Annotated in this window: 18 protein-coding genes; 15 read left to right on the top strand and 3 right to left on the bottom strand. The window is 37.4% G+C overall.

Annotated elements, in window-relative coordinates; all coding sequences use genetic code 11:
- Positions 1-19: 19 nt before the first annotated feature.
- Positions 20-748 carry a pseudouridine synthase gene (locus MKX37_RS22980; RefSeq protein ID WP_002034388.1) on the top strand — a complete coding sequence of 243 codons (729 nt, stop codon included), beginning with the start codon at positions 20-22 and terminating at the stop codon, positions 746-748.
- An 82-nt stretch (positions 749-830) separates the two neighbouring features.
- On the opposite strand, the gene MKX37_RS22975 is transcribed toward MKX37_RS22980, so the two are convergent.
- Positions 831-1,052, bottom strand: coding sequence for a DeoR family transcriptional regulator (locus tag MKX37_RS22975; protein WP_000805512.1), 222 nt, complete (start codon positions 1,050-1,052; stop codon positions 831-833).
- Between the two features lie 357 nt (positions 1,053-1,409).
- Here MKX37_RS22975 and pepV point away from each other — a divergent pair, with 357 nt between their 5' ends.
- The 4 genes from pepV to MKX37_RS22955 all read left to right on the top strand — a co-directional run bounded on the left by pepV (position 1,410) and on the right by MKX37_RS22955 (position 6,937).
- A complete protein-coding gene (gene pepV / locus MKX37_RS22970) occupies positions 1,410-2,816 on the top strand; it encodes a dipeptidase PepV (RefSeq protein WP_002129463.1) in 1,407 nt (468 codons plus the stop codon).
- Positions 2,817-2,919: 103 nt separating this feature from the next.
- Positions 2,920-3,465: an RNA 2',3'-cyclic phosphodiesterase gene (gene thpR / locus MKX37_RS22965; protein ID WP_002129462.1), complete on the top strand. Its 546-nt coding sequence runs from the start codon at positions 2,920-2,922 to the stop codon at positions 3,463-3,465.
- A 287-nt stretch (positions 3,466-3,752) separates the two neighbouring features.
- Positions 3,753-5,894 carry a type I pullulanase gene (gene pulA, locus MKX37_RS22960; protein WP_002129461.1) on the top strand — a complete coding sequence of 714 codons (2,142 nt, stop codon included), beginning with the start codon at positions 3,753-3,755 and terminating at the stop codon, positions 5,892-5,894.
- A gap of 245 nt (positions 5,895-6,139) precedes the next feature.
- On the top strand, positions 6,140-6,937 hold the full coding sequence (locus MKX37_RS22955; protein WP_002034382.1) for a phosphotransferase family protein: 798 nt from the start codon (positions 6,140-6,142) through the stop codon (positions 6,935-6,937).
- A gap of 3 nt (positions 6,938-6,940) precedes the next feature.
- Here the strand turns inward: MKX37_RS22955 and MKX37_RS22950 are convergent, their stop codons facing one another.
- On the bottom strand, positions 6,941-7,219 hold the full coding sequence (locus tag MKX37_RS22950; RefSeq protein WP_002015625.1) for a YtzH-like family protein: 279 nt from the start codon (positions 7,217-7,219) through the stop codon (positions 6,941-6,943).
- 232 nt (positions 7,220-7,451) lie between these two features.
- Between MKX37_RS22950 and trmB the strand changes: the two genes are divergently transcribed.
- Together trmB and MKX37_RS22940 are read left to right on the top strand one after the other, a co-directional pair.
- The gene (trmB, locus tag MKX37_RS22945; RefSeq protein ID WP_002015624.1) at positions 7,452-8,105 is read left to right on the top strand and encodes a tRNA (guanosine(46)-N7)-methyltransferase TrmB; all 654 of its coding nucleotides are present in this window, start codon (positions 7,452-7,454) and stop codon (positions 8,103-8,105) included.
- Between the two features lie 70 nt (positions 8,106-8,175).
- A complete protein-coding gene (locus tag MKX37_RS22940; protein ID WP_098632350.1) occupies positions 8,176-9,030 on the top strand; it encodes a YtnP family quorum-quenching lactonase in 855 nt (284 codons plus the stop codon).
- A 128-nt stretch (positions 9,031-9,158) separates the two neighbouring features.
- Here the strand turns inward: MKX37_RS22940 and MKX37_RS22935 are convergent, their stop codons facing one another.
- On the bottom strand, positions 9,159-9,470 hold the full coding sequence (locus MKX37_RS22935; RefSeq protein WP_002015622.1) for a PepSY domain-containing protein: 312 nt from the start codon (positions 9,468-9,470) through the stop codon (positions 9,159-9,161).
- Between the two features lie 148 nt (positions 9,471-9,618).
- Here MKX37_RS22935 and MKX37_RS22930 point away from each other — a divergent pair, with 148 nt between their 5' ends.
- The 8 genes from MKX37_RS22930 to MKX37_RS22895 all read left to right on the top strand — a co-directional run bounded on the left by MKX37_RS22930 (position 9,619) and on the right by MKX37_RS22895 (position 19,129).
- Positions 9,619-10,692, top strand: a complete 1,074-nt coding sequence (locus MKX37_RS22930) for a M42 family metallopeptidase (RefSeq protein ID WP_002089046.1) — start codon at positions 9,619-9,621, stop codon at positions 10,690-10,692.
- A 289-nt stretch (positions 10,693-10,981) separates the two neighbouring features.
- The gene (locus MKX37_RS22925) at positions 10,982-11,491 is read left to right on the top strand and encodes a DUF84 family protein (RefSeq protein ID WP_002089045.1); all 510 of its coding nucleotides are present in this window, start codon (positions 10,982-10,984) and stop codon (positions 11,489-11,491) included.
- 83 nt (positions 11,492-11,574) lie between these two features.
- Positions 11,575-11,889: a thioredoxin family protein gene (locus MKX37_RS22920; protein WP_002015619.1), complete on the top strand. Its 315-nt coding sequence runs from the start codon at positions 11,575-11,577 to the stop codon at positions 11,887-11,889.
- Between the two features lie 79 nt (positions 11,890-11,968).
- Positions 11,969-12,781, top strand: coding sequence for a DUF1444 domain-containing protein (locus MKX37_RS22915; protein ID WP_002129459.1), 813 nt, complete (start codon positions 11,969-11,971; stop codon positions 12,779-12,781).
- Positions 12,778-13,392, top strand: a complete 615-nt coding sequence (ytpR, locus tag MKX37_RS22910) for a YtpR family tRNA-binding protein (protein ID WP_002089041.1) — start codon at positions 12,778-12,780, stop codon at positions 13,390-13,392. Before MKX37_RS22915 ends, ytpR begins: the two co-directional genes overlap by 4 nt.
- A 144-nt stretch (positions 13,393-13,536) precedes the next feature.
- A complete protein-coding gene (locus MKX37_RS22905; protein WP_002015616.1) occupies positions 13,537-13,881 on the top strand; it encodes a hypothetical protein in 345 nt (114 codons plus the stop codon).
- 40 nt (positions 13,882-13,921) lie between these two features.
- Complete coding sequence (locus MKX37_RS22900) at positions 13,922-14,878, top strand: N-acetylmuramoyl-L-alanine amidase (protein ID WP_002015615.1); 957 nt, start codon at positions 13,922-13,924, stop codon at positions 14,876-14,878.
- Between the two features lie 156 nt (positions 14,879-15,034).
- On the top strand, positions 15,035-19,129 hold the full coding sequence (locus MKX37_RS22895; protein WP_341089284.1) for a DNA translocase FtsK: 4,095 nt from the start codon (positions 15,035-15,037) through the stop codon (positions 19,127-19,129).
- The last annotated feature ends 19 nt before the right edge of the window (positions 19,130-19,148 follow it).

Genomic DNA, 19,148 nt, shown 5'->3' with positions numbered 1-19,148 from the left:
AATAAAGAAGGTGAAGAACATGAGATTAGATAAATTATTAGCGAATATGGGACACGGAAGTAGAAAAGAAGTAAAGAAATTACTGAAAGACGGCGTTGTGAAGATTGATGGAACGCCAGTGAAAGATGCGAAGTTTCATGTGAATGTAGAAGAGCAAGAGGTTATGATTCACGGTGAAGTTGTGGAATATAAAGAGTTTGTTTATTTAATGATGCATAAACCACAAGGTGTTATTTCAGCGACAGAAGATGATAACCACGAAACAGTAATAGATTTATTAGAATTAGAAGATGCGATTTTCGATCCATTCCCTGTTGGAAGGCTCGATATTGATACAGAAGGTTTCTTATTAATCACAAATGATGGGAAGTTAACGCATCAACTATTATCTCCGAAAAAGCATGTGCCGAAAAAATATTATGCACACATTTCAGGTGTTGTAACGGAAGAGGATGTAATAGAATTCGCTAAAGGTGTTATTTTAGAAGATGGCTATGAAACGAAGCCAGGCGAACTTACAATTTTAAAAAGTGATGATATTTCTGAGATTGAACTCGTTATTACAGAAGGAAAATTCCATCAAGTGAAGCGTATGTTTGAAGCGGTAGGGAAAAAAGTAGTTTATTTAAAGAGAACAGAGATGGGACCTTTAATGTTAGATGAAGAGTTAGAACTTGGGCAATATCGTGAATTAACAGATGAAGAAGTAGAAATGTTAAAGACGTATCAAGTAGATAACGAAAAGTAATGCCAATTTCAGAGCATAGAAAAGACCCCTTTCTAATGAGTTAGAAAGGGGTATGTATTTATTTACATACAATTATTTTTTATTATGAGGTCATTCTCACTTTCTTTCCTGTCGTTGTCCACTTGCCGCGGCAAGGGCTATACACGAGTTCATTAAACTGCAACACATTTAGATCACGTTGTATTGTTCGCGGTGTGATCCCGAACTCATCTACAAGGTCTTTCGTTGTTACCGTACCGTTTTCATTGATGTACATATAAATCGATTTAATGCGTGTTAGCATACGAGTAGTTGTAGGTTTCAAGAGAAAACCGCTCCTCTACTAGTTTTTTTGACCCCATTCAGGAAAGAAGGTCGTTACTACCATTGTACTCTACATGATAAAATTCATGCTTTAACTTACTTAAATTTTACAAAAGTTTAACAAATATTCATATAGAAAAATATTGGTAGTTGACATTGTATGTCTGGTCAGTCAACTAACTCATAAATTTCTACGTAAAACGCCAAATTCCTGCAAATTTTTTTAAAAAAATAAAAGAAAAACTAATAAGAAATATCTGAAATATTACAATTGTCCGTTATTAGGTTTTCATGTATGGCATAAGAGATTTTCGTTTGCTATGATGAAAGAGACAATATAGTGAAGGATGGATGCGTAATGTCGACGATTAATTGGACAGAAGAAGTTACAAAACGAAAAGATGATTTAATTCGTGATACACAAAAATTTTTACAAATTAAAAGTGTATGGGAAGAAGAATCTGCGAAAGAGGGCGCACCATTTGGTGAAGGTGTAGAAAAAGCCTTATCTTTCATGTTACATAAAGGAGAAGCAGAAGGTTTCTGTTCTAAAAATTTAGAAGGATATGCAGGTCATCTTGAAATGGGACAAGGAGAAGAATTAGTAGGTATTCTTTGTCACGTTGATGTTGTACCAGAAGGAGATGGCTGGACAACGCCTGCGTATAGTGCGGATATTCGCGACGGGAAGATTTTTGCACGCGGTGCAATTGATGATAAAGGGCCGACGATGGCAGCTTATTATGCGATGAAAATCGTTAAAGAATTAGGCTTACCTCTTTCAAAACGTGTTCGTATGATTTTAGGAACAGATGAGGAAAGTAATTGGAAGTGTGTAGATCATTATTTTAAAAATGAAGAAATGCCAACAATCGGTTTTGCGCCGGATGCAGATTTTCCGATTATTAATGCGGAAAAAGGAATTTCTGACATACAAGTTGTGCAAAGTGGTGGCGAAGAGAAAGAAGGCACATTTAAGCTTATTTCATTTGAGTCAGGTCGTCGTTTAAATATGGTTCCTGATTTTGCAGAAGCAGTTATTACAGGAGAAGATGTAAATACACTTACAGTAGCATATGAAGAGTATTTACAAACTGCTAAAAAAATAGGTAAAGCAATTGTAGAAGGAAAGACGGTGACGTTGCAAATCAAAGGGATTTCAGCTCACGGATCTACTCCGGAAAAGGGAGAAAATGCAGGTTTATTATTGGTAAACTTCTTAACGAAAGTTTCTCTTGATGGAAAAGGGGCTTCATTTGCCTCGTTTGTAGCAGAAACATTTACAGGTGATATTATTGGAGAAAAAGCTGGTATTTCTTATAAAGACGATATTAGCGGGCCGTTAACAGTGAATGTTGGTCGCCTGTCTTACTCGCAAGAAAACGGTGGTAATTTAGGATTAAATGTACGCTATCCAGTTACAACTAACTTTGAAGAAACAATTGCAAAGTTAAAAGAATATGTTGGTACTCATGGATTTGAAGTAGCGGATTATTCTAACTCTCGCCCGCATCACGTTGACAAAGATCATACGTTAATTCGTACTTTGCAACGTGTATATGAAGAACAAACTGGTGAAAAAGCTGAATTGTTAGCAATTGGCGGTGGTACTTATGCTCGTTCATTGAAAGCTGGTGTTGCATTTGGCCCGTTATTCCCAGGAAAAGAAGAACTTGCGCATCAAAAAGATGAGTACATTGAAATTGAAGATTTATTAAAAGCGACAGCGATTTATGCTCAGGCAATTCATGAATTAGCGAAATAAAAGATATTTAAATAATGACCGCTCTCTACTTTAGAGGGCGGATTCTTTTTAGCTGAATGAGATAAGGAAGAAAAGCAACAATAACATAAAGGAGACGATGTAGATGGTGCCGCATTATTTTGTCGCAGTAACTTTACCACGTCATATAAAAGAAATTCTTTCTAATTATAAAGAGGAAATGAAGGATGAATTAACATTTCGCTCGTGGGTACATGAAGAAGACTATCATATTACCCTTTCATTTTTAGGAAGTGCGACAGAGGAACAGTTAGAAGGAATAAAGAATGGATTACAAACACTTACAGAAAAAACGGAATTATCGTTCACGTTACAAGGACTTTCTACATTCGGACAGGTGGACCAGCCGCGTATATTTTGGGCGGGGATAAGTGATAATCAAGATTTGTTTAGTTTACAAAAGCAAGTGCATACAATTTGTGAAGAAAATGGCTTCTCTCTAGATACACGTCCTTATCATCCACATATTACTGTTGCGCGTAAATGGGTAGGAGAAAAAGTGTTTGATCTGACAAATGTAAAAGAGTTACCTGTAACATCATTTCAAGCAGATACAATTACTTTGTATGAATCTCACGTTAAGGAAACGCCGAAGTATAAATCGATTACTGAAATAAAACTACAAAAATAGAATGTATGAAAACGTTTTTTATACAGGTGAATATACTATAGGGAATAATGTGTTACTGTATAGAGCTTCGCTGATAAGAAAACCCTTATCACTTGCAGCTCGTTTCACCCCCTATTTGCGGGCAGTAAGACTCCCATCTCCAAATTAGGATGAAGCAAAGAAGTTAGGTGGGAGATCTACTGCCCGTAAAGGCCCAATTGGTGAAGGCTAATAATCAGTGGGAGTAAAGCGTTCCCATTGATTAAAGTTTCACTTTATTTTAATTTTGAGAATGATGGTGATTTTTTATGTTGAAAGTAAAACGTCCATTTGATGCCTATTTAGATGAAATGAATAAAATTACAATTTTGCTCCCGCATGCGTATGGAACAAGCCGGACATTTCGTTTACAAGAAGGAAGCAATGTGAAAGAGTTACCGATTGTTCATACTATTGCTCTTCCAGATGCAACGAAGTATGAATGCTTTATAGAAGAGCCGATAGATGTGGGGAAGTATTATACAGTACGGGATGAACGGAATGAAGAAACAGATTTACAAATAGGCGCTGTGATTCGAACAGTAGTTTTCGATGAAAAATATTATTACGAAGGTACCGACTTAGGTGCTGTGTATAAAAAAGAAGAAACAATATTTAAAGTATGGGCTCCGACTGCAAGGCTTGCGAAAGTACGGATTTATAAAAGTGATAAAGAATATATTGATTATGAAATGTACAGAGAAGAAAACGGAGTGTGGATTCATACATTACAAGGTGATCATGATGGAGCACGATATACATTCCTTGTTTGTATTAATTTAATATGGAACGAAGCGGTTGACCCTTATGCAAAGTCTGCGACGATAAATGGAAAATACGGCGTCGTTATCGATTTGGAAAAAACGAATGTGACAAAACGAGTAGAATTATCACCATTACAGTCAATGACAGATGCCATATTGTATGAACTGCATATTCGTGACGCTACTATTCACCCAAACAGTGGGGTGAATAAGAAAGGGACATATAAAGGGCTAATGGAAGAGGAGACAGTAGGGCGAAATGGGACATTAACAGGATTGTCTTATATAAAAGATTTAGGCGTTACACATGTTGAACTATTACCTTTACATTGTTTTGGTGGTATAGATGAAGTGAATCCTGCTTCCGCATATAATTGGGGCTACAATCCGTTATATTACAATATACCAACAGGATTTTATGTTACAAACCTTTCTGATCCATATAACAGGATAGTAGAGTGTAAACAACTAATTGAAACATTTCATGATCACGGCATTCGAGTGATTATAGATGTTGTATATAATCATGTTTATGAAAGAGAATTATCATCATTTGAGAAGCTTGTCCCGGGATATTATTTTCGTCATGGGGAAGACGGTATGCCTTCTAATGGGACGGGAGTTGGAAATGATATAGCATCTGAACGGAAAATGATGAGGAAATTTATTATAGAATCTGTTTTATATTGGCTTACTGAATACAATGTTGATGGATTCCGATTTGATTTAATGGGAATTTTAGATGTTGAAACGATGAATGAATTAGAAAAAGAAGTACGAAAAATAAAGCAGGATGCGCTGTTATTAGGTGAAGGATGGGATTTGCAAACACCGCTTCCTCTTGAAGAGAAAGCGACGTTAAATAATGCGAATAAAATGCTATGTATCGCACAGTTTAATGATCAATTTCGTGATGGAATAAAAGGAAGTACTTTTAATATAAATAAACGTGGCTTTGCATTTGGTGGGCATGTAGACTGTAATCATTTGCAGTATATAGTAGCTGGTAGCCTTTTAAGTATGAAAGAAACAGGATTGTTCCTAGAGCCAGTACAAAGCATCAACTATGTAGAATGTCATGACAATATGACGATGTGGGATAAACTAGTGCAAAGTAATCCAGAATCAGAAGAAATTTTGAAAAGGCGTCATCGTTTAGCAACCGCAATGGTTATTCTTTCACAAGGGATTCCTTTCTTACATGCGGGGCAAGAGTTTTATCGTACGAAGCAAGGGAACGAAAATAGCTATAATGCAAATGATGAAATTAATCAATTAGATTGGGATCAAAAAGAGAAAGAGATGGAGACCGTTAACTATATAAAAGGGTTAATTGCGATTCGCAAAGGGCACGGGGCATTCCGATTACAAAATGCGGACCTTATAAAAAAGCATATGACTTTTTTGCAAACATCTACAGAAGTACTGGCATACCACCTAGAGCATGTAGAATTATTTGGACCGTGGAAAGAGATTGTAGTTTTATTTAATAGCGGTTTAGAAGCTAAAACGGTGCAGCTTCCAAAAGAAGAAACGTGGCATGTGTTAGTAAACGAAAAGCAAGCGAAAATAGAGCCAATTTCTTCATTTAGAGGAAAGGAACTTCAATTGGCTCCAATTAGCACGTATATATTGACGATAATGTGACAAATCGCTACTTGACGATGAGAATGTAATAAATGTAGAATTGACAAAGGTGACGATTTTCATAAGTTGTCATTCTATGATTGATTTTGTAAAATAAACTAGAAGAACAGGTGATTTATCCTGTTTTCGGCTTATGCCAAGTTTTTTCATTCAAATACAGTAAAATATATGAATCCACAACATGCGTAGAAATGTTGCGGTTTTTCTTTTCATAACTATAAAAGATAAGGATTTGTTAACGGGTAATGAATATGGAATGGTTGGAACAATTATTAGGAAAAGAGTGGAGTCTTATACCGGCTGGTGGAGTAACGGGCGATGCATATATTGCGCAAAACGGACAACAAAAGTTATTTTTAAAGCGGAATACATCGCCCTTTTTAGCGGTATTGTCAGCAGAAGGAATTGTTCCAAAATTACTTTGGACAAGAAGGGTAACGAACGGTGATGTAATTTCTGCTCAAAAATGGCTTCCGGGACAGAAGTTAGAGCCAGAGGATATGAAACTAGAACGTGTTGCGAAACTTTTGAAGAAAATACACTCCTCTAAAGCGCTTGTGCAGATGATTCAAAGGCTAGGAAAGCAGCCGCTTCATGCGCAAGAGTTATTACAACAATTACAGCTCGTTTTAAGAGGAGATATAAGAGTTGATGAAACAATTCAGCAAGGCCTGCAATATTTAACGGAGTCATTAAAAGATATTGAGTACAATGAATTCGTTGTATGCCATTGTGATGTAAACCATAACAATTGGATATTGTCGGACGAAGATGAATTGTTTTTAATTGATTGGGATGGGGCTGTTATTGCTGACCCAGCTTTAGATCTTGGTATGTTATTATATTGGTATGTTCCGCGCCATGAATGGAGTGAGTGGCTCGGATATTATGAGATTGAACTAGATGAATCATTGCTTAGGCGTATGAGATGGTATGTGATAGCACAAACGATTTTATCTATGCAATGGCACACAACAAAAAAGCAGCAAGCAGAAGCTAAATATTGGCATCAATATTTACAGCAACTACTTGCTTCAGAATAATACTTAAGAAAAATTGTCCATTCCAGCAATCCACTGAGTAAGTTGTTCTTGATTATTGGAAATATGGTTGTCCAAATTAGAGGAAGATTTACCCGATTGACTATAAGAATATACATCGTTTAGCATTACTTTAGTGTCACTACTTATACTATCGTTTGCGAGTAACGATTGAATGAGTCGCTCTAATTGCTCGCATTCAGAAACTGTCCCGCAGCAATCACTTTGATGGTTGATTAAAATATCTTTTAACACTTCTAATTGATGCTGTTGATTAATTGGCATGAACGGATCATCCTTTCGAGTGTTTTTCTCTCCCTAGAAATGTAAGAGAAAAAGCTGTTTCGTCATGGAATGTTTAATGCTTTATGTAGTTTTTATCAAAATGGTACATCTTATACTTGAGAGAAACGGACCGAGTGCTCGTACGTACTTGGTTTTTTGTTTGATAGATTGATTAAAACAGAAAGAAGGAATTTTTCCTTTAAAATAGTTTTGTAAAGAGAGGGAGACATCTATGCGTTTAAGACATAAGCCTTATGCAATGGATCGAATTAATGAGTATTCACATATCGTAATTGGAAACCCAGAGGAGAGCGCTGGTAACTGGAAAGAAATATTTGGAAATGAACAGCCAATTCATATTGAAGTAGGTACAGGACGTGGCCGCTTCATGTATGATATGGCAAAAGCAAATCCGCATATTAACTATATTGGAATTGAAAAATTCACAAGTGTTGTTGTAGATGCACTTGATAAATTAATTGAAGAAGAAGTACCGAACTTAAAGTTAATTAATAAAGATGCTGAAGATTTAACAGTTTTCTTTGCGAAAGGTGAAATTGACCGCGTTTATTTAAACTTCTCAGATCCATGGCCGAAGAATCGTCATACGAAGCGTCGTTTAACGTATAAAACATTTTTACGCAATTATGAAGAAGTGTTAGTAGATGGCGGAGAAATTCATTTCAAAACTGATAACCAAGGTTTATTTGAATATTCTATTATGAGTATGGCTGAGTATGGTATGTTATTAACTTACCTTAGCCTAGATCTTCATAATAGTGATTATGAAGGAAACATTATGACAGAATACGAAGAGAAATTTTCTAGTAAAGGTCATCGTATTTATCGAGTTGAAGCAAAATATCGTACGGAGCCTATGCAGTAATGCATAGGTTTTTTATATGAAAAATAATCGGAATATTATGTTAAAATTAAATGAAAAAGGGGGATGGGATATGGAACAGTTACAAATTGGAAATATAAAAGTGACGTGGCTAAAAGGTGGGAATACACATTTAGATGGAGGCGCGATGTTTGGAGTTGTGCCAAAAATACTTTGGTCACGAAAATATAAACATAATGATACAAATCATATTTATTTACGAACAGATCCGTTACTCTTACAAACGAAAGAAGGAAACATACTTATTGATTCAGGGATAGGGAATGGTAAATTGAATGAGAAAATGAAGCGAAATCAAGGTGTAACAGAAGAATCATCAGTTAAGGAATCTTTGGAAAAATTGGGACTGTATACTGAAGATATTCATTACGTCTTAATGACGCATCTTCATTTTGACCATGCATCTGGTTTAACAAAATGGGAGGGAAATCACCTTGTTCCGGCGTTTCCGAACGCAACGATTTATGTAAGTGAGACTGAATGGAATGAAATGAAAAATCCGAATGTTAGATCGCGTAATACATATTGGAAGGAAAATTGGGAGCCAATCGTTGATAAGATTGTTACGTTCAGGAAAGAAATAGAAATTACGGATGAAATAAAGATGGTGCATACGGGTGGTCATAGCGATGGACATGCCGTTGTCATCCTTGAAAGTCAGGGTGAAACGATGCTTCATTTAGCGGACATTTTACCGACGCATGCACATCAAAATGTATTATGGGTAATGGCATACGATGACTATCCAATGACATCGATTGAACATAAACAAAAGTGGATGAAGTATGGTGCTGAAAAAGAGGCGTGGTTTACTTTTTATCATGATGCATATTACCGTGCAGTAAAGTGGAATGAGGAAGGGCATATAGTGGAGAAAATAGAGAGACAAACAAATATAGAAGCTTAATATTAATAAGAGGAAGGTGTCCAAAAATATTTATTGGAACAATCTCCACTTATTATGTATTGCTGTTATTATCAGCTTTTGTTGGTAATTCTAAAAAAAAAGAGGTTCACCTAATGGGAAACCTCTTTTTATGCTGCTATAACCTCTAAAACAGTACCTGTTTTAGCATCAACTAAAAATTCAAATCGTTCTTGTATTTCATCTAACATCGTTGTAAGACCGCCGCGATAAACTTCGTACGCGACATCATATTTTTCAAATGCCTCTGGAACCATATGTACCCAAGAGCCAGTAATTTCACCTTTATGACTTAATGCTTGTTTCACCATTTTCAATGCTTTTTCTGAAGAAATATGGGATTGTTCTTGTACTTTGTTTGCAACGAAATAACCAGCTGCGAATCCAACGCCAAGACCTGTGACTAAACCTTTCCAGCTCATATATTCACCTCAATTCTGTAAAATAAAAATAGTGTACCAATAATAATTATAATGCAAATGCAACTAAAAAAGAAGAAACTAGAAACATTTCGAAAATTTCGTTACAATAAAAGAGGTATTCTACTAAGGTTTGAAAGAAGGGGACTTCGTGAATAAAGAGACATTACAATTATTTCGTACGTTAACAGAATTACAAGGTGCATCAGGTTTTGAACATGATGTGCGCAGTTTTATGAAGCAAGAATTAAGCAAATATGCTGATGAGATTGTGCAAGACGGTTTAGGTAGCGTATTTGGTCTGAAAAAAGGGGACGAAACTGGCCCGCGCGTTCTTGTAGCAGGTCATATGGATGAAGTAGGTTTCATGGTTACGCAAATTACGAAAAATGGGATGCTTCGTTTTCAAACGTTAGGTGGCTGGTGGAGCCAAGTACTATTAGCTCAGCGTGTACAAGTTATGACGAAGAATGGTCCTGTTATTGGGGTTGTTGGTTCCATTCCTCCTCATTTATTAAGTGATGCGCAACGTGCAAAACCGATGGATATAAAAAATATGTTAATTGATATAGGTGCAGATAGTTATGAAGATGCGATTGAAATTGGCATAAAGCCAGGGCAACAAATCGTTCCAATCTGCCCATTCACGCCAATGGCAAATGAAAAGAAAATTATGGCGAAAGCTTGGGACAACCGCTATGGATGTGGCCTTGCTATCGAATTGCTAAAGGAATTAAAAGATGAAACATTACCAAACACATTATACTCTGGTGCGACTGTACAAGAAGAAGTAGGTCTTCGCGGAGCACAAACTGCTGCAAATATGATTCAACCAGATATTTTCTATGCGCTTGATGCAAGTCCAGCAAATGATGCATCTGGTGATAAGACGCAGTTCGGTCAATTAGGAAAAGGCGCTCTTCTTCGTATTTATGACCGTACAATGGTAACACATAGAGGAATGCGTGAATTCATTTTAGATACAGCAGAAACACATAACATTCCGTACCAATACTTTATTTCACAAGGTGGTACAGATGCGGGCCGTGTGCATACAAGTAACTCTGGTATCCCATCAGCAGTAATTGGTGTTTGTGCACGCTACATTCATACACATGCTTCTATTTTACATGTTGATGATTATGCGGCAGCGAAGGAATTAATTACGAAGCTTGTGAGAGCAACGGACAAAACGACGTTAGAGACAATTAAGAATAACGCGTAAAGAGGAAGGGTGAAAAACCCTTCTTTTTTTAGGTTGAATAGATGACCCAGCGATGAATGGGAGCGGTCAGTGCCTAGTTGGTGCTCGAATGGTGTATTAAGACCTTGGATAGGAAGAGAGAGGAAGGCTGTTTTTGGAAAACCTTTTCTTTTTTTAGGTGGGAGAGATGACACAGAGATGCGTGTGTGCGGTCAGGCGCACTACGGTATAAATCTCAGTCATGAAGACTGATTTGGTGTTCGAGGCTAGTATTAGGATAGAATGATGAATTTATATAGAGGTGAATGAAATGAAGGTAGTAGTTGGATCGAAGAATAAGACGAAGGTTGGGGCTGTAGAGAAGGTTTGGGAAGATGCTGAAATTACATCTCTTTCTGTTCCATCAGGAGTAGCAAATCAGCCTTTTTCAGATGAAGAGACGATGCAAGGAGCAGTAAATAGAGCGAAGAGAGCATTGCAGGAAGGTGCAGCTCATATCGGCATTGGGCTAGAAGGCGGCGTTATGAAAACGGAGCATGGGTTATTTATGTGTAACTGGGGTGCTTTAGCGACGATTGAAGGTAAAACATTTGTTGCGGGCGGGGCGCGTATTAAGTTACCAGACGATTTTTTAGCACCGCTTGAAGAAGGAAAAGAGCTAAGTGAAGTGATGGAAGAGTTTGTAGAGCGAAAAGATATTCGTAGTCACGAAGGTGCTATCGGTATTTTTACAGATGATTATGTCGACCGAACGGAATTATTTGTACACGTTGTTAAGTTACTTGTTGGGCAATATAAGTATGATGAAAAGCAAGCATAAACCTTGCACCATGCGCGATGTATGGTAGTATAAAGAAAAGATTATAGTGTGAAAAAGTGCACTCGTTAGAGGAGGAAATATAGATGAAATCATTAGAAAGCATGGAACAATTCCAAGAATTAAAAAATGAAGAGAATGTAGTCTTCATGTTCTCAGCAGAATGGTGCCCAGATTGCCGTTTCGTTGATCCATTTATGCCAGAAGTGGAAGAGAAGTATAGTGACTTCTCATTTTACTATGTAGATCGTGATGAATTTATTGATTTATGCGTGAAAGTAGACGTATTTGGCATTCCAAGCTTTGTAGCGTACAATAAAGGTGAAGAAACTGGACGCTATGTAAATAAAGATCGTAAAACACAAGAGCAAATCGAAGAGTTTATTGAAGGTTTAAAATAAGACAATTAGCCAATTGAATTGTAAAAACAACCTCTACCTTCGCGGGGGAGGTTATTTTTTTGGAAGGGAGGAAAAAGAGATGAAAATGACAAGTAAAAAGATGAAAGACGAGTTAATGAAGAAATTATCTCGACCAGAATGGGACTTTCATTATGATAGCGAGAAAGAAGTTCTTCGTATTGAACAAACAGACTCGAAAAAAGGTATTAATGTATCACTTCCAGGAGTAGTTGCAAAATGGGAAGTGAACAAAGAAAAAGCAATTGAAGAGGTCGCTTATTACGTACAAGAAGCGCTAATTGCAATGCATAAAGAAGAAAATAGCACGGCGAAAATTTTACCTGTTATTCGCTCTACTTCTTTCCCGAAACAATCAGAAGAAGGAAATCCGTTTATTATGACGGACCATACGGCGGAAACACGTATTTACTATGCGCTAGATTCTAATAAAACATATCGATTAATTGATGAGCGCTTATTGCAAAAATTAGAGCTTACAGAGGAACAAGTACGTGAAATGGCATTATTTAATGCTCGCTCATTAGGCTATGAATTTAAGCAGGAGACAGTAGCAGGTAATACATTCTACTTTTTAAACACAAATGATGGATACGACGCGAGTCGTATTTTAAACGAATCGTTACTACACTCGATGCGTGAAAAGATCTCTGGTGATATGGTTGTTGCAGTTCCTCACCAAGATGTATTAATTATTGCTGATATCGTCAACGAAATCGGTTATGATATTATTGCACAAATGACAATGAAATTTTTTGCCGAAGGGCATGTTCCGATTACATCACTTTCATTCGTATATGAAGATGGGGACTTTGAACCAATCTTTATTTTAGCGAAGAATCGGAAGAAGACAGATGGAAAAGAGAAAGGATGAACGAAGTGAACGTTTTTTACAACCTTGAAGGAATTGGTGACACTTTAATTGTTACCTTACAAGATATTACTTTAGAAAACCGTACATTTGACCGCAAAGGAGATGTTGCTCGCGTATACGATCGTGAAAGCAACGTAACAGCAGGATTCAACATCTTTAATGCGTCTTCTTATGTAGAAGTAACAGACAACGGAAACGTTACATTAACGAAAGAGTTTGTTGAAAAAATTAACGGAATTTTAGCGAAGAATGGCTTTGAAGAAAAAGTAGAAGCTGATTTCACGCCGAAATTTGTTGTAGGCTATGTAGCTGAAAAAGAGAAGCATCCAAATGCTGATAAATTAAACATTTGTACAGTAGAAATCGGTACAGAAACATTACAAATCGTATGTGGTGCACCAAACGTTGATGCAGGACAAAAAGTTGTTGTTGCAAAAATCGGTGCTGTAATGCCAAGTGGTATGTTAATTAAACCAGCTGAACTTCGCGGTGTTCCTTCTTCTGGAATGATTTGCTCTGCACGTGAATTAGAGCTTCCAGATGCTCCAGAAGAAAAAGGTATTCTTGTATTAGAAGATAGCTTTGAAGTTGGACAAGAATTTAAATTTTAATTGATGTTAGAAAAAGTAGTCTCGCATATGTGAGGCTATTTTTTTTGTACGAAATTTCTAGGATTGTAACGTTTCCTCTCAAAATCTATATTGTATTTCAAAAATGGATTAGGTAAAATTTAGAAAAAAGAAGGGGGTAGACGTATGAAACAACAACCAAAAATTGCAGAACTTCTGAAACGAATTGAAACTTCAAAACAGCAAGATATCGAACTAGGTTCCTATGAAATATATGTGTTTAGCGAAAATGAATTAGAAAAAGGACAAATCGGTTATCGATATGATAAACATAAAAATTCATTAATAAGTGAAGAAAGTGGAAAATGGAAAGAGGAATGGATTGTTATCGGATATGAAACGGATATGGGGGATCCTGTTTTCGTAAATGTAGCTGATGATGCTTATCTAGTCTATACCGCAGAGCGTGGTACAGAAACGTGGCAACCCGTTCATATTGGAAATATGGATGAAATTATAAAACAATTATAAGAAAAACTTTGAGACCGGTGCAAAGTGATAGGAGAGAAAAATGAAGTATATAAAAATAATGAGCGCTATTGCAGTCATTGGAATATATATGGGAGGTTGTTCGCAAGAAGAGCCGAAAAAAGAAACAACATCTTCTATACAAGAAAAAAACAAAGATAATAAGGAAGACGCACCGGTAGAAAAGCAGCAAGAAGAACAAGAAAAGAAAGAACAACCGCAAGCAATTCAAACGAATGAGCAAGTGGAACATAAGCAGGAGGAAGTGCCGGCCGAGGAAAAGAAAGAGGAAACTACGCCGCTGCAGCCAACTGAGCAACCAGTACAAAATAATGAACAAAAAGTAGAGAGTAATGAAAAACAAGAAAAGTTTCTCGTCGTTATTGATCCAGGGCATCAACAAAAAGCGAATTTAAATTTAGAGGCAATTGGTCCAGGAGCAACTACGCAAAAATATAAAGTAACAGACGGAACAGCGGGGGTTGTAACGAAAAAGAGGGAATCAGTTCTTGTATTAGAGATGGCTTTTATATTGAAAGAAAAACTGGAAGCAAAAGGTATACAAGTATTGATGACGAGAACGTCACATGAGGTTGATATAAGTAATAAGGAACGAGCAACATTCGCGAATGATCATAAAGCGAATTTATTTTTGCGCCTTCATGCAGATGGTTCTGAAAATCCAAATCAAAGTGGATTTGCTGTATTGACACCGGCAGAAGGAAGTCCGTATACGAAAGAGATTTATGCTGAAAGTCTTCAAATCTCTCAAACGATAGTAAATAAAATGAGAGAGAATCATCAAGTGAAAGTAAATGGAATTAAATTTCGGGATGATCTTTCTGGATTTAATTGGTCAAAAGTTCCAGGAGTACTATTAGAACTTGGATTTATGTCAAACCCTGAAGAAGACAAAAAATTATCTGACCCACAGTATGTAAATTCTTTATTGCAAAGTGTAACGGATAGTGTGGATGAATATCGGAAGGGTAAAGATTAAACGAGGTCTTACATGTAAGACCTCGTTTTTCTATATGAAAAACAATCGTGAATTAGAATATTATGGATAAAACTAATATGCTTAATTTTACCTGCACTTTTTGCCGAATGCTGATACAATAAAGGATGTTACTATTTAGTAGAAAGAGTGGTAAACATGTTAGATTGGATGAAAAAGCTGTTTAACAAAGAGGAAGAAAAAACAGTGATGAATAAAGAAGTACCGGCACAAATTGAAAGTCAGCCGAAAATTCCTCGTGTAAACCACTACACTGAAGCAAGAGAAGCACAAATGGCAAGTCGGAATGCAGGGAAATGTCGTTTTCCATTAATACCAGATAATGGCTTCGATGAGGAGGATGTAAGAGAACTGCCTAACTTTGAAGAACAACCTATTCAAAGAGGAGCATATGAAGAACAGCCTACTCAAAGAGGAATAAAAGTGGAAAGAAGCAGACGACCGTATGTGGAAACAGAAGCACCTACATATGAGGAACCGGAATTGCAATATGAACCGGAACCAGAGCCTGTCGTAAAAAAAGCATTCGTACCGTCGCAAGAAAGTAACCGTAGACCATTTCGTCCAACAGAAATGATTTCTCCGATTTATGGATATAACCGTCCTTCAGTAGAAACGAAGGTTGTGCAGGAGGAAGAAAAGGTAAGAGAAGATCTTGAAATATCTGTTGAAGGAAAAGCTGTTGTTGACGCATGGTTAGAGAAAAAGGGATATACATTATCTGACTTTTCGGGAGTTCTACAAGGAAGTTCATCTGTTAAGAACGGAGTGAGCGAACGAAGTAATAAAGTAGAAGAAAAATCGGTTGTGGATACATGGTTAGAGAAAAACGGTTACGAAGTTGAACGTCAAGCCCCTTCATTAGAAGAAAGCCTAAGTGATGATTTGCTTCATAAAACAGTAGGACAGCATGTGGAAAAAGAGGCTACAATTGTACAAGCCTTGAAGCAGGAGCAAGATGTAGTGGCGTTATCATCTACAGAAGATAACGAAGAAACTTTACAAGAAGAGTCAATAGATTCTAAAGTAGAGCATGTGTATTCGATATTAACAGAAGAAAATGAATGTAATACAGAAATAGAAGAAACTGTTGCTGAAGTTGCAGCAAATCAAGTCGAAGAAGAAACCTTAGAAGATGTAGTGATTGTAAAAGCAGATGAAAAGCTTGAAGAAACAATTACTATAGAAATACCAGATGCTTTTGAAGAAGAAGCTAAGGAAGCAGAAGAAGTTGTGGAATTAGAGAAACCTGAGGAAGCAGCAGAAGAAGTTGTGGAATTAGAGAAATCTGAGGAAGCGACAGAAGAAGTTGTGGAATTAGAAGAAGCTAAGGAAGCGACAGAAGAAGTTGTGGAATTAGAGAAATCTGAGGAAGCGACAGAAGAAGTTGTAGAATTAGAGAAATCTGAGGAAGCAGCAGAAGAAGTTGTGGAATTAGAGAAACCTGAGGAAGCGACAGAAGAAGTAGTGGAATTAGAAGAAACTGAGGAAGCAATAGAAGAAGTTGCAGAATTAGAGGAAGCTGAGGAAGCGACAGAAGAAGTTGTGGAATTAGAGGAAGCTGAGGAAGCAGCAGAAGAAGTTGTAGAATTAGAGAAATCTGAGGAAGCGACAGAAGAAGTAGTGGAATTAGAAGAAACTAAGGAAGCGACAGAAGAAGTTGCAGAATTAGAGAAATCTCAGGAAGCGACAGAAGAAGTTGTGGAATTAGAAGAAGCTAAGGAAGCGACAGAAGAAGTAGTGGAATTAGAAGAAACTAAGGAAGCGACAGAAGAAGTTGCAGAATTAGAGAAATCTGAGGAAGCGACAGAAGAAGTTGTGGAATTAGAAGAAGCTAAGGAAGCGACAGAAGAAGTAGTGGAATTAGAAGAAACTAAGGAAGCGACAGAAGAAGTTGTGGAATTAGAGGAATCTAAAGAAGCAGAAGAAGTTGTGGAATTAGAGAAATCTGAGGAAGCGACAGAAGAAGTTGCGGAGTTAGAGGGTACTAAGGAAGAAGAACCAATTTCTCAAGAAACAGTAATTGAAGAAACGATGAATACAGATTTAGTGGAAAATACACCAGTTGCAGAGCAACCAGTGATTTCTCAACAAGAAACAATTACGTTCAAGGAAGAAAGTGAAGTATTCGTACCAGTTTCAGAAACGGATGAGCAAACAAAGAAAGATGTTCAAAACTTTGCGAACGTTTTAATTGAAGAAGCGGAAGAAAAGAAGCAAGTTGCTGAAGAACAGCCTGCTTTACAAATAGAAGAACCGAAACGTGAGAAAAAACGTCATGTCCCATTTAATGTTGTCATGTTAAAGCAGGATAGAAAGAAATTAATGGAAAGACATGCGGCAAGAACGAACGTAATGCAATCAACTGTCAGTGAGCGAGTGGAAGAAAAGCCAGTGCAGCAAGTGGTAGTAGAACCACAAGCAGAAGAAAAGCCAATGCAGCAAGTGGTAGTAGACCTGCAAGTGGAAGAAAAACCAGTGCAGCAAGTGGTAGTAGACCCGCAAGTGGAAGAAAAACCAGTGCAGCAAGTGGTAGTAGACCCGCAAGTGGAAGAAAAACCGATGCAGCAAGTGGTATTAGAAGCCCAAGTGGAAGAAAAACCAATGCAGCAAGTGGTAGTAGAAGCTCAAGTGGAAGAAAAACCGATGCAGCAAGTGGTAGTGGAACCGCATGTGGAAGAAAAACCGATGCAACAAGTAGTGGTGGCTGGACAAGTACAAGAGTCAATTTCAAGTACGGAAGTACAAGAGAAAGCATATGTTGTAAATCAAAAAGAGAATGATATGCGCAACGTACTACAAGCGCCACCGAAGTATGAACTTCCGCCATTAACGTTGTTGTCAATTCCACAGCAGGCAGCATTAGATAATACGGAGTGGCTAGAAGAACAGGAAGAATTATTAAATACGACATTTAATAATTTCCATGTTGGAGCACATGTTATTAATGTGTCACAAGGGCCGGCGGTAACTCGTTTTGAAGTACAACCAGACCCAGGTGTGAAAGTAAATAAAATTACAAATTTAAGTGATGATATTAAGTTAAGTTTAGCTGCGAAAGATATTCGAATTGAAGCGCCAATTCCAGGGAAGAGTGCAATTGGAATTGAAGTTCCAAACAAGGAAAGTAAGCCAGTATTCCTGCGTGAAATTTTAAGAAGTCCTGTATTTACAAAGAGTGAATCACCGCTTACAGTTGCGCTGGGGCTTGATATTTCCGGTGATCCAATTGTAACGGATATTCGAAAAATGCCACATGGACTTATTGCGGGTGCAACTGGTTCAGGGAAAAGTGTGTGCATTAACGCGATTTTAACGAGCATTTTATATAAAGCGAAGCCGCATGAAGTGAAGTTGATACTAATTGATCCGAAGATGGTTGAGCTTGCACCATACAATTCTGTTCCACATCTTGTAGCACCTGTTATTACTGACGTAAAAGCAGCTACAGCTGCGTTAAAGTGGGCGGTTGAAGAGATGGAACGTCGTTATGAATTGTTTGCTCATGCTGGTGCTCGTGATTTAACTCGTTACAATACGATTGTAAGTGGTAGAGAAATCCCAGGTGAGACATTACCTTATATTGTAATTGTCATTGACGAGTTAGCGGACTTAATGATGGTTGCTCCTGGTGATGTGGAGGAAGCGATTTGTCGTATTGCACAAAAAGCGCGTGCTTGTGGTATTCACTTATTAGTTGCGACGCAGCGTCCATCTGTAGACGTTATTACAGGTTTAATTAAATCAAACATTCCAACGCGTATTGCGTTTACAGTATCATCTCAAGTTGATTCGCGTACGATCATCGATATTGGGGGCGCGGAGAAGTTACTTGGTCGTGGTGATATGCTATTTTTAGGAAACGGCACATCTAAACCAGTTCGTGTACAAGGTGTATACGTATCAGATGATGAGATTGAAAGAACAGTTGATCATGTGAAAAAGCAAATGAAGCCAAACTACTTATTTAAGCAAGAGGATTTATTAGCAAAATCAGAGCAGAGTGAGTCTGAAGATGAACTATTTTTTGATGCATGTCAATTTGTTGTAGAGCAAGGGGGAGCGTCCACATCTTCTGTACAGAGAAAATTCCGCATAGGTTATAATCGCGCGGCACGTCTAATTGAAGAGATGGAGTCGCAAGGGATTATTTCTGAAGGAAGAGGAACGAAACCGAGAGATGTCCTTATTTCTGAGGATGAATTCGCTGCTATGCAGGAAACAAATGTATAGGAAACGGTTTTGCTGTATA

The sequence above is a fragment of the Bacillus sp. FSL R5-0709 genome (genome assembly GCF_038004785.1).
Taxonomy (GTDB): Bacteria; Bacillota; Bacilli; order Bacillales; family Bacillaceae_G; genus Bacillus_A; species Bacillus_A mycoides.
This window is presented reverse-complemented; position numbering and strand designations above follow the sequence as displayed.

Coding starts and splice junctions, on each gene's coding strand:
- MKX37_RS22980 (WP_002034388.1), top strand. CDS start 20: ATGAGATTAGATAAATTATTAGCGAATATGGGACACGGAAGTAGAAAA.
- MKX37_RS22925 (WP_002089045.1), top strand. CDS start 10,982: ATGAAGGTAGTAGTTGGATCGAAGAATAAGACGAAGGTTGGGGCTGTA.
- pulA (WP_002129461.1), top strand. CDS start 3,753: ATGTTGAAAGTAAAACGTCCATTTGATGCCTATTTAGATGAAATGAAT.
- MKX37_RS22920 (WP_002015619.1), top strand. CDS start 11,575: ATGAAATCATTAGAAAGCATGGAACAATTCCAAGAATTAAAAAATGAA.
- MKX37_RS22940 (WP_098632350.1), top strand. CDS start 8,176: ATGGAACAGTTACAAATTGGAAATATAAAAGTGACGTGGCTAAAAGGT.
- MKX37_RS22935 (WP_002015622.1), bottom strand. CDS start 9,470: ATGAGCTGGAAAGGTTTAGTCACAGGTCTTGGCGTTGGATTCGCAGCT.
- MKX37_RS22900 (WP_002015615.1), top strand. CDS start 13,922: ATGAAGTATATAAAAATAATGAGCGCTATTGCAGTCATTGGAATATAT.
- MKX37_RS22950 (WP_002015625.1), bottom strand. CDS start 7,219: ATGCCAATTAATCAACAGCATCAATTAGAAGTGTTAAAAGATATTTTA.
- pepV (WP_002129463.1), top strand. CDS start 1,410: ATGTCGACGATTAATTGGACAGAAGAAGTTACAAAACGAAAAGATGAT.
- MKX37_RS22955 (WP_002034382.1), top strand. CDS start 6,140: ATGAATATGGAATGGTTGGAACAATTATTAGGAAAAGAGTGGAGTCTT.
- trmB (WP_002015624.1), top strand. CDS start 7,452: ATGCGTTTAAGACATAAGCCTTATGCAATGGATCGAATTAATGAGTAT.
- MKX37_RS22915 (WP_002129459.1), top strand. CDS start 11,969: ATGAAAATGACAAGTAAAAAGATGAAAGACGAGTTAATGAAGAAATTA.
- MKX37_RS22895 (WP_341089284.1), top strand. CDS start 15,035: ATGTTAGATTGGATGAAAAAGCTGTTTAACAAAGAGGAAGAAAAAACA.
- thpR (WP_002129462.1), top strand. CDS start 2,920: ATGGTGCCGCATTATTTTGTCGCAGTAACTTTACCACGTCATATAAAA.
- MKX37_RS22905 (WP_002015616.1), top strand. CDS start 13,537: ATGAAACAACAACCAAAAATTGCAGAACTTCTGAAACGAATTGAAACT.
- ytpR (WP_002089041.1), top strand. CDS start 12,778: ATGAACGAAGTGAACGTTTTTTACAACCTTGAAGGAATTGGTGACACT.